Origin of the sequence: Faecalibacterium sp. An122 (genome assembly GCF_002160895.1) — a bacterium.
Taxonomy (GTDB): domain Bacteria; phylum Bacillota; class Clostridia; order Oscillospirales; family Ruminococcaceae; genus Faecalibacterium.
The window spans coordinates 77,455-90,286 of the sequence record NZ_NFLL01000007.1 but is presented as its reverse complement, the minus strand read 5'-3'; the positions used below and the strand labels follow the sequence as shown (position 1 = coordinate 90,286).

11 protein-coding genes are annotated in these 12,832 nt (G+C 63.2%); 8 read left to right on the top strand and 3 right to left on the bottom strand.

The features are described from left to right. Nucleotides 1–79: 79 nt before the first annotated feature. Both sdaAA and sdaAB read right to left on the bottom strand, forming a co-directional pair. Nucleotides 80–964, bottom strand: coding sequence for an L-serine ammonia-lyase, iron-sulfur-dependent, subunit alpha (gene sdaAA / locus B5E67_RS06875; RefSeq protein ID WP_087365333.1), 885 nt, complete (start codon nucleotides 962–964; stop codon nucleotides 80–82). A 24-nt stretch (nucleotides 965–988) separates the two neighbouring features. After that, on the bottom strand, nucleotides 989–1,654 hold the full coding sequence (gene sdaAB / locus B5E67_RS06870; RefSeq protein WP_087384235.1) for an L-serine ammonia-lyase, iron-sulfur-dependent subunit beta: 666 nt from the start codon (nucleotides 1,652–1,654) through the stop codon (nucleotides 989–991). Between the two features lie 164 nt (nucleotides 1,655–1,818). On the opposite strand from sdaAB, the gene tig reads away from it, so the two are divergent. The 5 genes from tig (at nucleotide 1,819) to B5E67_RS06845 (ending at nucleotide 6,919) form a co-directional block, all read left to right on the top strand. Further along, on the top strand, nucleotides 1,819–3,120 hold the full coding sequence (gene tig / locus B5E67_RS06865; RefSeq protein WP_087246748.1) for a trigger factor: 1,302 nt from the start codon (nucleotides 1,819–1,821) through the stop codon (nucleotides 3,118–3,120). Between the two features lie 229 nt (nucleotides 3,121–3,349). Continuing rightward, nucleotides 3,350–4,471 carry a 2-dehydropantoate 2-reductase gene (locus B5E67_RS06860; RefSeq protein ID WP_158098858.1) on the top strand — a complete coding sequence of 374 codons (1,122 nt, stop codon included), beginning with the start codon at nucleotides 3,350–3,352 and terminating at the stop codon, nucleotides 4,469–4,471. Nucleotides 4,472–4,531: 60 nt separating this feature from the next. Next, the gene (locus B5E67_RS06855) at nucleotides 4,532–5,434 is read left to right on the top strand and encodes a DUF4097 family beta strand repeat-containing protein (protein WP_087384229.1); all 903 of its coding nucleotides are present in this window, start codon (nucleotides 4,532–4,534) and stop codon (nucleotides 5,432–5,434) included. 60 nt (nucleotides 5,435–5,494) lie between these two features. Further along, nucleotides 5,495–6,046, top strand: a complete 552-nt coding sequence (locus tag B5E67_RS06850; RefSeq protein WP_087384226.1) for a histidine phosphatase family protein — start codon at nucleotides 5,495–5,497, stop codon at nucleotides 6,044–6,046. A gap of 453 nt (nucleotides 6,047–6,499) precedes the next feature. Then, nucleotides 6,500–6,919 (top strand): DUF2798 domain-containing protein, encoded by a 420-nt coding sequence (locus B5E67_RS06845; protein ID WP_343286517.1) that lies wholly within the window; start codon nucleotides 6,500–6,502, stop codon nucleotides 6,917–6,919. Nucleotides 6,920–6,986: 67 nt separating this feature from the next. Here B5E67_RS06845 and B5E67_RS06840 read toward each other — a convergent pair whose 3' ends face one another. Further along, nucleotides 6,987–7,808, bottom strand: a complete 822-nt coding sequence (locus B5E67_RS06840; protein ID WP_087246753.1) for a purine-nucleoside phosphorylase — start codon at nucleotides 7,806–7,808, stop codon at nucleotides 6,987–6,989. 209 nt (nucleotides 7,809–8,017) lie between these two features. Between B5E67_RS06840 and B5E67_RS06835 the strand changes: the two genes are divergently transcribed. The 3 genes from B5E67_RS06835 (at nucleotide 8,018) to B5E67_RS06825 (ending at nucleotide 12,768) form a co-directional block, all read left to right on the top strand. Beyond that, nucleotides 8,018–10,096 (top strand): MMPL family transporter, encoded by a 2,079-nt coding sequence (locus B5E67_RS06835; RefSeq protein WP_087384220.1) that lies wholly within the window; start codon nucleotides 8,018–8,020, stop codon nucleotides 10,094–10,096. Between the two features lie 5 nt (nucleotides 10,097–10,101). Beyond that, nucleotides 10,102–11,844: a hypothetical protein gene (locus B5E67_RS06830; RefSeq protein ID WP_087384218.1), complete on the top strand. Its 1,743-nt coding sequence runs from the start codon at nucleotides 10,102–10,104 to the stop codon at nucleotides 11,842–11,844. 186 nt (nucleotides 11,845–12,030) lie between these two features. After that, nucleotides 12,031–12,768: a Type 1 glutamine amidotransferase-like domain-containing protein gene (locus tag B5E67_RS06825; RefSeq protein ID WP_087384216.1), complete on the top strand. Its 738-nt coding sequence runs from the start codon at nucleotides 12,031–12,033 to the stop codon at nucleotides 12,766–12,768. Nucleotides 12,769–12,832: the final 64 nt, after the last annotated feature.

The following is a 12,832-nucleotide window of genomic DNA, read 5'->3' as shown; positions in this document are numbered from 1 at the left end:
TTCCGTTCGGAACGAAACATATTCTACCATCAGTTCGGCCATTTGTCAATGGGTTTTTGAAAAATATTTTAAAAAATTTTTAGACCCCTCCGGCCTCACTGGCCAGACGGCGGGCAATGGCCCGTCCGGTGGGGGTGGCGGCCAGGCCGCCGGCGCCGGTTTCCCGCAAATCTGGGGACAACTGCAGGCCCACGCGGCCCATGGCGTCGATGACCTCGTCGCAGGGAATGGCGCTGTCAATCCCCGACAGGGCCATATTGGCGCAGGCCACGGCATTCACCGCGCCCACCACGTTCCGCTTGACGCAGGGCACCTCCACCAGGCCGGCCACCGGGTCGCAGACCAGGCCCAGCAGGTTGCCCAGGGCCATGGCGGCAGCGGAGGCGCAGGATGCAGGGGTGCCGCCTTTCAGGTAACACAGGGCGGCGGCGGCCATGGCGCTGGCCGCGCCCACCTCGGCCTGACAGCCGCCCTCTGCGCCCGCCAGGGTGGCCCGGGCAGCAATCACCTGTCCAAAGCCCGCCGCCACATACAGGGCGTCACAGATGGCGTCGTCGTCCGCCTCCCCCATCCGGGCCAGAGGCAGCAGAACCGCCGGCAGAACGCCGCAGCTGCCCGCCGTGGGGGCCGCCACAATCCGCTTCATGCAGGCGTTGCACTCGGCGGTCTTCAAAGCTTCCGCCGTCACCGCCGACAGGTATTCCCCGCCCAGCAGCTGGCCGGCTGCGGCCGCCCGCTCCACTTTGGCGGCGTCGCCGCCCACCAGGCCACTGCGGCTGCGGCGGTCGGGATCATAGTCCCGGCTGGTGGCCTGCATCACCTGCCACAGCCGCCGCATCTCGGCCCGGCTGTCCGCCTCGGTGAGGCGGCTCTCGGCCAGGTCGCTGCGCAGCACCGCTTGGGCCAGGCTGCACCCCTGTTCATGGGCATAGGTCAACATCTCGGCACAGGATAAAAAGGACATCTTCTTCCCTCTCTTTTTTCGTCGTTACGGGGTGTCATCCACATTCAGGCAGGTGACCTTGTGGATGCCGGACACCGCCCCCAGCTGGGGCTCCAGGTCCGCCGGAATATGGCTGTCGCATTCCAGCACCATTACCGCCTCGCCGCCCGGCGCAGAGCGGAACACCTGCATGGATGCGATATTGATTCGCCGGGCCGCCAGAGCCCGGGTCACCTCGGCAATGCAGCCGGGGGTGTCTTCGTTGTGGATAATCAAGGTGTTGGCGTCGCCCCCGAAGTCGGCGCTGACGCCGTCAATGGAGGTCACCCGAATCCGTCCGCCTCCCACCGAGGCCGCCGTCAGGCTCAGCTTCCGGCGCTTGCCTTCCAGGGTCAGGACGGCGGTGTTGGGATGGGCTGCACGCAGCTCCACCGAATGAATCACGAACTCCATCCCGGCCTCCTCGGCCAGGGCGAAACTGTCGGGCAGGCGGGGGTCGTCCGGCTTCATATCCAGCAGGCCCGCCACAATGGCACGGTCGGTGCCGTGGCCCCGGCCGGTAGTGGCAAAACTGCCGTACAGGCCAATGTCGGCGCGCATGGGCGCTTCACCCAGAAGCTGGCGCGCCGTGCGGCCGATCCGGGCCGCGCCGGCCGTATGGCTGGAGGATGGGCCGATCATCACCGGGCCCAGTACGTCAAATAGGCGCATCGTTGCAAAACCTTGCCTTTCGTTGTGGGTTTGGCGCGCTCACCCGGGGGCTGCGCGCAGAAAATTACAATTTTATTATACCGCTTTTGCGTTATATGTGCTATAATAATTTTAAATTGACTATACTGCGCCCGTAGGGGGCTGCACGGAGGGTAAGATCGACTATGAAATTGGTAAGTGTAGAAACGCCTGAAAAGAACGTCTGCAAGATGACCTTCAGCGCCTCAGCCGCCGAGCTGGAGGAGGCCGCCGAGGCCGTATATCAGCGCACACGGGACACCTTTACGATCAAGGGCTTTGCCAAGGGCCAGGCCGACCGCGCCCAGATCGAGGCGGACCGGGGCGAACACATCTTCTGGTACGACGCCATCAACGACCTGATGGACCGCGACGTCCCCGGCCTGTACGAAAAGGCTCTGGCCGACGGCAACCTGCGCCCGGTGGACGAGCCCAGCTACGATCTGGTCAGCGTCAAGAAAGAGGACGGCTTTGTGGCCACCGCCACCGTCGCCCTGCAGCCCGAGCTGAATCTGACCAAGACCTCCGGCTTTGAGGTCACCTGCACCATCCCCGCCACCTCCGACAAGGAAGTCAACGGGGTCATCGAGCGCCGCCGCGCCGGCTTTGCCGAGCTGGTCCCCCACAAGGGTCCCGCCGTCAAGGGCAATATCGTCCACATGGACTACACCGGCTATCTGAACGGCGAGCCCTTCCCCAACGGCAGCGCCCAGAACCAGGCCATCGAGCTGGGCCGCGGCCGGATGATTCCCGGCTTTGAGGAGGGTGTCATCGGCCACCAGGCCGGGGACGAATTCGACCTGAAGGTCACCTTCCCCGCCAACTACCACGCCAAAGACCTGGCCGGCCAGGAAGCCACCTTCAAGATCAAGGTCCACGATGTCTGCATCCGCCAGCTGCCCGCCCTGAACAGCGATTTCGCCAAGAAGGCCGGCAAGGTGGACACCATGGAGGCATACCGCGCCCAGGTTCACGACCAGCTGGCCGCCCGCAAGCGCACCTCCGCCCTGAACCACGCCCGCAACCAGGTCCTGATGCTGCTGGCCGACGCATCCGAAGGCGAGCTGCCCGAGATTCTGGTGGAGAACGCCTACCACAATGAGATGCAGAGCTTCCAGCAGCAGCTGCAGATGCAGCGGATGAGCCTGGACAAGTACCTGGGCCAGATTCACCAGACCCGGGACGAGTTCAAGGCCACCGTCCGCAAGGTGGCTGAGAAGAACACCCGCGCCCGGATGGCTCTGCTCCAGATTGCCGACACCGAGAAGCTGGTTCCCACCGACGCCGAGCTGGACGCCCAGCTGGCCCAGCGCGCCGAGATGGCCAAAAAGACCCTGGAAGAGGTCAAGTCCAAGACCGACATGCGGGCTCTGCGCCGCAATGAGTCCATCCGCCGGGCTGCCGACTGGGTGATTGAGCACTCCACCATCACCGAGAAGCAGGCCTGAGCCTGAAATTTATCCCATTCGACCTTTCCCCCGTCCTTTCCGGACGGGGATTTTTGTTTCCGGGGCGGGACCTGTCAACTCCGCCAAAAGCGGGGCGATATTTTCTCACCGGGTTTATGGGTTTTGTGACCCAAACACATTGACGGGGTGTTTCGGCTCCGTTATAATGAGGATAAAATATCAAATATTTGACAGGTGTCCCGGACCCATGCCAAAGGAGGGCAAAACCATGGAACTGTATCAGGTGACCCAGATGAGCGAGGCCGACTACGGCTGCGAAGAACTGCCGGAGGGCGCGCCGGTACTCTGTGCGGTGTCTCTGGCCGATTCCCAGGGCCAGACCCGGACGCTGGAGCTGCCCGACGCCGCTCTGACGGCCGCCGGCATCCAGGAGGGTGACACCGTCCTCTGCACCGAAACCGGCCTGGAAAAGGTCCGGCCCATCCGCACCAGCGCCCTCATTGGGCTGGGCGCTCTGGGCATCCTGTTCGGGCGGAAGATGCCGGGGGTTCAGGTGATTGCGGGGCCGGAGCGGGCCGCCCGCTACGCCGCCGAACCGGTTCTGTGCAACGGCGAGCCCTGTCATTTCAACTACTGCGCCCCCGCCGACGGGCAGCCGGTGGACCTGATTCTGGTGACCGTCAAGGCCACCGCTCTGGAGGACGCCATCCGGGACATGGCCGCCTTTGTGGGCCCCCACACCGTGATTTTGAGCCTGCTGAACGGCATCACCAGCGAGGAGCGGATCGAGGCCGCCTACCCCGGCCACACTCTGTGGAGCGTGGCCATCGGGATGGACGCCAACCGCAAGGGCCGCCAGCTGGTGTTCCAGGCGCCGGGCCGGATTCAGTTCGGCGAAAAGGACGGCTCCATCACCCCGCGGGTGGCGGCGGTGGCCCAGTATCTGGACCGCTGCGGCATTGTAGGCGAACCCTGCACCGACATCCTCTACAAGCAGTGGCACAAGCTGATGATCAACGACGGCCTGAACCAGGCCTCGGCCGCCTTTGGGATGACCTACGGCGGCCTGGCCCAGGACGGCCCCGAGCGGGCCAAAATGCTGGAGGCCATGCAGGAAGTCATTCGTCTGGCCAACGCGGAGGGCGTTCCCCTGCCCCCGGACGACGACGTCCAGTGGCTGGCGGGGGCCATCCCCACCTTCAAGCCGGACAACAAGCCCAGCATGGGCCAGGACGTGGCCGCCCACCGTCCCACCGAGGTGGAGGAGTTCGCCGGCGTGGTCCGGCGGCTGTCGGCCAAGCACGGCCTGCCCACCCCCGCCAACGACTTTTTCTATGAGCGCATCCGGGCCATTGAGGCCAGCTGGAGCGATCCCCAACAACAAGCCTGATCCGGGCCCTGTGCCCGGCCCATCCACCATGAACCCTATACAAGAAAGGAGCCTGTTTCCATGAAGCACCATCTGTCCACCATTGTTCTGTCCGCACTGGCTGTTGTGGCTGTCGGCGGACTGACGGTCCTGCGCACCAACCTTGTGGCAGACGCCGCCTGGCGGAGCACCGCCACCCTGGTAACCAAGAATTATCCGGTGAGCGCCGGCTTTACCGACATTTCCATCACCGAATATTACGCCGACGTGGAGCTGCGAGCTTCCCGTGACGGCACCGTCAGCGTCACCACCCGGGACGCTGAGGATGTCACCCACACCGTCACCGTCAAAAACGGCACTCTGAGCATTTCCCGCCCCGAGCCCACCGTCGGGGAGCGGTGGTTCCACGACGATGACGACGACCCCAAGGTCGTGGTCTATCTGCCCGCCGGGGATTACGGCGCCCTGACCGTCAATACCACCAGCGGCGATGTGGAGAGCGCCAGCCAGCTGAATTTCTCGGCGGCCAGCCTCACCACCGTCAGCGGCGACATCGACCTGATGGGCTCGGTGACCGGCGCTGTGAACTGCACCTCCACCAGCGGCGACATTGAACTGCGCAGCCCGGCGCTGGGTGCGGTCAAAACCAACACCACCAGCGGTGATACCGAAATCACCGGCGCCCTGATCCAGAGCCTGAAGGCTGAGACGGTGAGTGGCGATGTGGATCTGGAGCGGACCACCGCCTCCGGCGCCATCGAGATCAACACCACCAGCGGCGACGTGGATATGGAATCGGTGGACGCCGCCAGCCTGAACATCCTCACCACCAGCGGCGAGGTGGAGGGTTCTCTCCTGTCGGGCAAGAACTTCTCGGCTTCCAGCACCAGCGGCCGGGTGAATGTCCCTGCATCCACCCCCAACGCCGGCGCATGCACCGTCTCCACCACCAGCGGCAGCATCCGGCTGACCGTCCGTCCGTAACGCCTGTTCTGCCCGGCCCCCGCAGGGCCGGGCTTTTTGGATGACCCCCATGGAGGAGCTATGAAAACGGTTTACTTCACCCGCCACGGCCAGACGGTCTGGAACGTGGAAAACAAAATCTGCGGCGTCACCGACAGCCCTCTCACCGATCTGGGCCGCCAGCAGGCCCGGGCCCTGGGGCGGCAGCTGGCCGCCGACAACCACGGCATCACCCGGATTCTCTGTTCGCCCCTGAGCCGGGCCCGGGAGACCGCCGAGATTGTGGCCGCCAGCACCGGCCTGCCCCTGACGGTGGAACCCCGCCTGCGGGAACAGGCCTTCGGCCGGTATGAGGGCACTCCCCGGAACGGCGCAGCCTTTGCGCTGGCCAAGCTCCACTTTGCCGACCGGTTTGAGGGCGGCGAGAGTATGTTCCAGCTGGCGGCCCGCATTTACAGCCTGCTGGACGATTTGTCCCAGCAGGACGGCACCGCCCTGCTGGTGGCCCACAACGGCATCGCCCGGATGGTTCACTCCTACTTCAACGAGATGACCAATGAGGAATTCGCCCTGTTCGGGATCGGCAACTGCGCTTTGATCGGCTACGATTTCCCCGAATCCAAACCCTATTGATTGTTCGGGCTGTCCACTGGGTACCATACACTCTAGCCGCTCTTTATGACGCGGCAGGGAGTTGCAGACTATGCCGCGCTCACCCAGGTCCGGGCTGTGCCCGGATACGATGCAAACTCCAATATAACCCTGGAGTTCTCTTTTTGAGAAATCTGTGTGAAGATTTGGACGACTGTCTCAAACAATAAAAAGCTCCTCCGCCGACAGGATGAAGGCGGGGGAGCTTTTTGCAGGGGCAGAAAGGAGAGAAAACCGTGGGACGTCTCGGGCTGTCCGAAGGACAGCCCGAACCTTTTTTCCCATCACCGCCCGAATCAACCTCGCATCGTACCCGGCCGCAGGCCGGACGTAACGTGAGCGCGGCCCAGCCTGCAACCTCCTCAAACGTCATAAAGAGCGGCCAGAGTTCATGGTACCCATTACGTCGTCTTTACCGCCATCATGGCCATCTGTATGGTCTATGGCATGATCGTCTACAACGTGGCCCTGAACACCGGCGGCGTCCACGCCGAAACCTTCGCGCTGGCTCTCCATGAACTGTACATCATGGCCCCCATCGCCTTTGTTCTGGAATTCTTCGTGGTGGACAACCTGGCCCACCGGCTGGCTTTCACCTTCATGAAACCGGACGACCGCCCCCAGTTCATCTCCTATGCCATCTCCTGGTGCATCTGCTGCGTGATGTGCCCCATCATGAGCCTGATCGCCACCATCCTGTTTAAGGAAGAACACACCTTCGCGGTGTGGGTCCAGACCTGGGGCATGAACCTGCCCTGCGCCCTGCTGTGGCAGCTGTGCTACTGCGGCCCCCTGGTCCGGCTGATTTTCCGGACCCTGTTCCGCGAAAAACAGGACTCCCCCGCCTCCCGCTAATCCAAACGCCCCCGCCCCGGCTGACGCCGGAACGGGGGCGCTTTTTTGTATCGTATGCAGATGGGGCTTACATCTTCTGGATGACTTCGCCCAGCCAGCGGCACATCCGTTCGCCGGCGGCATTGGCAATCTCCAGCACCCGCTGATGGCTGTGCTTGACGGTCTGGATGCCGGTGGCCATGTTGGTGATGCAGCTGACCGCCAGCACCTTGATGCCCAGATAGTTGCAGACCATGGCCTCGGGCACAGTGCTCATACCCACGGCGTCGGCGCCCATGCCGGCAAAGGCCCGGATCTCGGCGGCCGTCTCATAGCAGGGACCCATGAAGCCCAGATAGACGCCCTCTTTGTACTCGATGCCCTGGGCGTCCGCCACGCTCTTGGCCAGGTCCAGAAGCTGGTGGTTGAACATCTCGGTCATGTCCGGGAAACGGGGGCCGAACCGCTCGTCGTTGGGTCCGATGAGGGGATTGGTGCCCATCATGTTGATGGTGTCGGTGATGAGCATGAGGGTGCCGGGCTCAAAGGTGCGGTTGACGCCGCCGGCGGCATTGGTCAGGACCACCTTTTCGATGCCCAGCAGCTTGAACACATAGAAGGGATAGCAGACCTCCTTCATGGTGTAGCCCTCGTAGAAATGGAACCGGCCCTCCATGGCCAGCACCGGGGTGTCCCCCAGCTTGCCCTCCAGCAGGGCGCCCTTGTGGCCCGCCACCGTGGACTGGGGGAAGCCCGGAATATCCCCGTAGGGGATCTCCCGGGTATCGGTGAAATCGGCGGTCAGGTCTCCCAGGCCGGAGCCCAGAACCACCGCAATCTTGGGATCAAAGCGCAGCTTCTCCTTCAGGTAAGCCGCGCTGGCAGAGGCTTTTTCATACAGTTGTTCCATGGTATGACTCTCCTTTGCTTTTTTCTTTTATTATACGGTTCGGCCCCCGGCTTTGCAAGATACAGTCCCCCTTTAACAAACCTTATCTTATGTACAAAAAAATTCACAGGTTGTTCATTCCCTTTCTCTGGCAAAACTCTTATAATAAAGGGCAGAATGTTCCGGCGCAGACTCTGCCCCGGGAACACGTTTTAGAAAGGAACCGCTTCATGAAAGGAACAGGCTTTTTTGCCGCCGTTGTCCGGCGCCGCAAACAGGTGCTGGCCGGCTATGCCATCGCATCGGTCCTGTGCGCCGTGCTGTGGATGCTGGTGTCGGTCAACTACGATATCAACGATTACCTTCCCCCTACGTCCCCTTCCACCACCGCCATCGAGGTGATGGAGGACGCCTTTGCGGGAGGCATCCCCAACGTGCGGGCCATGGTGCAGGACGTCACCGTCCCGGAGGCCCTGGCCTACAAACAGCAGATTTCCCAGCTGGAGGGCGTCACCGCCGTCACCTGGCTGGACGACGTGGTGGACGTCACCGTCCCCCTGGAAATGCAGGACCAAAAGACGGTGGAGGCCTACTACAAGGACGGCGCCGCCCTCTTTACCATCACGGTCCTGGACAGTGAGCGGACCGAGGCGGTGGACGCCATCAGCCAGCTGCTGGGAGACCAGGGCGCCCTGACCGGCTCGGCGGTCTCCACCGCCGCGGCCACCAATTCCACCGTGGTGGAGGTGGCCAAGATCGCCGCCATCGCGGTGGTGTACGTCTTCTTCATTCTGGGCCTCACCACCAACAGCTGGGCCGAACCATTGCTGATTATGATCGGCATGGGTGTGGCCATCCTGCTGAACAACGGCACCAACCTGATGTTCGGGGAGATTTCCTTTGTCACCAGCGCAGCCGGCAGCATTCTGCAGCTGGCGGTGTCGCTGGACTATTCGGTCTTCCTGATTCACCGGTTTGAGGAAGTGCGGGCCGCCCGGCCCGGCGCAGACCCCGGGGACTGCATGGTGGAAGCCCTGTCCAAGTCGGCCTCCTCCATCCTGTCCAGCGGCCTCACCACCGTCATCGGCTTTGCGGCCCTGATCCTGATGCAGTTCCAGATCGGCCCCGACCTGGGCCGCGCCCTGGCCAAGGGCGTCGCCCTGAGTCTGGTGACCGTCTTTACCTTTGTGCCGGCCCTGGTGGTCACCGCCCTGCCCTGGATGGACCGCACCCGTCACAAGCCCCTGCTGCCCAGCTTCCACGGCTTCGGCCGGTTTGTCAGCCGGATCATGCTGCCCATGGTGGCGGTGCTGGTCATTGTGATGGTCCCCTCCTATCTGGCCTCCAACGCCAACACCTACTACTACGGCGCCGGCCATATGTTCGGCACCGATACCAAGGTGGGCCGGGACACCCAGGCCATCGACGACACCTTCGGCCAGAGCGACACCTATGTCCTGCTGGTCCCCGCCGGGGACACCGCCACCCAGAGCGAGCTGTCCGATGCCCTCCACGGTCTGCCCGAGGTCACCAGCATCATCTCCTATGTGGACAACGCCGGGCCCGAAATTCCCCCGGAATATCTGGACGACGCCACCCTGTCCCAGCTGGTTTCGGACGGCTACACCCGAATGGTGATTTCGGTGGCCGCCGACTTTGAGGGAGACGCCGCCTTTGCCCTGGTGGAGAACGTCCGGGCCATCGCCCAGGAATACTACCCCGACAGCTGGTATCTGGCCGGCCAGGGGGTCAGCACCTACGACCTGATGGACACCATCACCGGCGACATGACCAAGGTGAATTTGGTGGCCATTGCGGCGGTGTTCCTGATCCTGCTGGCCCTGGAACACAGTCTGGTGCTGCCCATTGTGCTGGTGCTGAGCATCGAGACCGCCATCTGGTTCAATTTGGCCCTGCCCTATTTCACCAGAACCACCGTCTTTTACATCGCCTACCTGATCATCAGCTCGGTGCAGCTGGGCGCCACGGTGGACTACGCCATCCTGTTCTCCGACCGCTACCGGGAATACCGGGAGACCATGGACAAAAAGCCGGCCATCGCCTCCACCGTGGCCACCGTCACCACTTCGGTGCTGACCACCGGCAGCGGCCTGGCGGTGGTGGGATTCCTGATGGGAGCCATCTCCACCAACCAGCTGCTGAGCCAGCTGGGCACTTTCCTGGGTGTGGGCAGCATCGCTTCCCTGACCATCGTGCTGCTGGCCCTGCCCGGCATCCTCTATCTCATTGACCCGCTCATCACCCGCAAAAAGCCCGGGGCTTCCGCCCCTGTGCCCAAGGAGGGCTGAACCCCATGAAACTTGCATCCCTTTCCCGCCGCGCCATCGCGGCATTGCTGGCGGCTGCGGTGCTGTGCACCACAGCCCTGCCAGTCTTTGGAGCCGACGAGGCTCCTGCCGTCAACGACCTGCCCAAAGAGGAGGTCATCTACGGCAAGCTGGCCGCCGACGGCAGCGTCCAGAGCATCTATGCCGTCAACCACTTTGAGGCCTCCGCCGGCGACGCCATCACCGACTACGGCCATTACACCGCCGTCCGCAACATGACCACCACCGACCCCCTGACCCAGGGGGACAACACGGTATCGGTGACCCCTGCCGGCGACGGACCGGTGTATTACGAGGGCACCATGGACCCCTCCACTCCGCTGCCCTGGCTGATTGAGGTCCATTACATTCTGGACGGCGTCGAGAAAACCGCCGAGGAACTGGCGGGACAGAGCGGCGCGCTGATCATCCGCATCAACGTCAGCCCCAACCCCGACTGTCCCGGGGACTGGTTTGACCAGTACGCCCTTCAGACCACCGTCACCCTGGACACCGCCAACGCCTCCAACATCCGGGCCGACGGCGCCACCATCGCCAGCGTGGGCAGCCAGCGGCAGATTGTCTTTACCCTGCTGCCCGGCCAGACCAGCGAGGTGGAAGTGGCCGCCGACGTAACCAACTTCACCATGCCGGCCATCACCCTCAACGGTGTACTGCTCCAGCTCAAGCTGGACATCGACGGGGTGTCCCTGACCAACCGGATCAACCAGCTCACCACCGGCACCGGCCAGCTGGACGAAGGCACCGTCGCCCTCAGTGAGGGCATCGCGGCCCTGGAGGAAGGTCTGGCCATGCTGAACGAACAGTCCGGCCTGCTGACCAGCGGTTCCTCCGCCATCCACAGCGCCCTGCTCCAGCTGCAGAGCGCCGTGTCGGGGATTTCCGCCTCCAATGACCAGCTGAACGCCCTGCTGACTGCTTCCAGCCAGATCGGGGACGGTCTGGCCCAGCTGGACGACGGCGTGGCCCAGCTGGACAGCCAGGTGAATTACGACGCCTTCAAGGCCATTCTGGCCCAGAACGGCCTGGATCTGGACACCCTGGCCGCCGGCAACGCCCAGGCCATTGCCATGCTGCAAAATCTGACCGGCCTGCCCTTCGGCATCGGCGACCAGATCAGCCAGATTGTCCTGCTGCTCCAGGGCAACGCCGCCCTGGCCGGGACGGTCCAGGTCTATCTGGACACCGTCAGCGAGGGCATCGGCACCCTGCGCCAGGGCACTTCCGCGGTGCGGGAGGGATACGCCGCCTTTGACAGCGGCATCCAGGCCATGGCCTCCATCCTCACCGGGATGCTCCAGAATCTGGCCCTGCTGTCCGACGCCGTCACCACCCTGGCCACCCAGTACGGCACCTTCGACACCGGCGTCCACGCCTACACCGCCGGCGTGGAACAGATTCTGGCCGGCGCACAGCAGCTGAACGCCGCCTCGGCCCTGCTGGTGGCGGGCGCGCACCAGCTCTACACCGAGACCAGCAGCCTCCACCTGGATGAAGAGCTGAGCAGCCTGCTGGACGCCCTGTCGGGCGGCCAGGCTCCCGCCTCCTTCACTTCCAGCCAGAACACCAACGTCACCGCCCTGCAGTTTGCCCTCCAGACCCAGCCCATCGCCCTGGACGAAAGTGCATCCGCCCAGGAAGAGCCGGCCAAGGAATTGACCTTCTGGGAAAAGCTGCTGGACCTCTTCGGTCTTTACAAAGAGGACTAAAACAAAAGAATATTCCGAAGAAGTTTCACTTTTGTGCGTTTTGTGAAAAGTGAAACTTTTTCTTTTGGTGGAAATTGCACTCCCCACTTGCGGCGTTTTGTGCTACAATAGTACCGCTGTACATACTGGCCGGCTCTGCGCCGCCGGATGTAGCTTTATGTTTCTGGCCATGAAAGAGGAATCCGTATGACCCTGTTTTTGACAAGCAGCCCCACCGGCTGCCCCTTCGAACCCGGCCCTCAGCCCGCTGCTCTGGACCCCAAAAACCAATTTGTTGACAAGCTGCGCGCTGTCTGGCCCGAGGAGCCCCCCGAAGGGCTGTATCTGGCAGCCGACCCCGAAGCCCATGCCGCCAACGACGAGGCCTGCGCCTTTTTCGCCGGCTGCTTTGCCCGGGCAGGGCTGCGTCTGGACGGTCTGACTCCCTGCGACAGCCGCAATAAAGACGAGATCGGCGAACTGCTGACCCGGTGCAATTTCCTGATTCTGGGCGGCGGCCACGTTCCCACCCAGAACCGCTTTTTCTCTGAGATCGGCCTGCCTGCCCTGATCCAGAGCTACGAAGGCATTGCGGTGGGCATCAGCGCCGGCTCCATGAACGCCGCCCGCATCGTCTACGCCCAGCCCGAAGAGGCCGGCGAAGCCACCGATCCCCTCTACAGTCGCTGGATGTCGGGCCTGGGCCTGAGCTATGTGAGCATCTGGCCCCACTATCAGTGCTCCAAAGACCTGTCGGTGGACGGTCAGCCCCTGATGGACATTGCCCTGGCCGACAGCAAGCGCCGGCCCTTCATGGCTCTGCCCGACGGGTCCTATATTCTCTGCGCGGACGGCCACGAGACCCTCTACGGCGAAGGCTGGTATTTCAGCAACGGCCGCGTCTCGCTGGTCAACGAGGAGGGCGAGGAGCTGCCCCTCTGGTAACCCGCCGCAAGATCATTCTGCAACAAAAAATCCGCATGTTTCCGGCTGGAAACATGCGGATTTT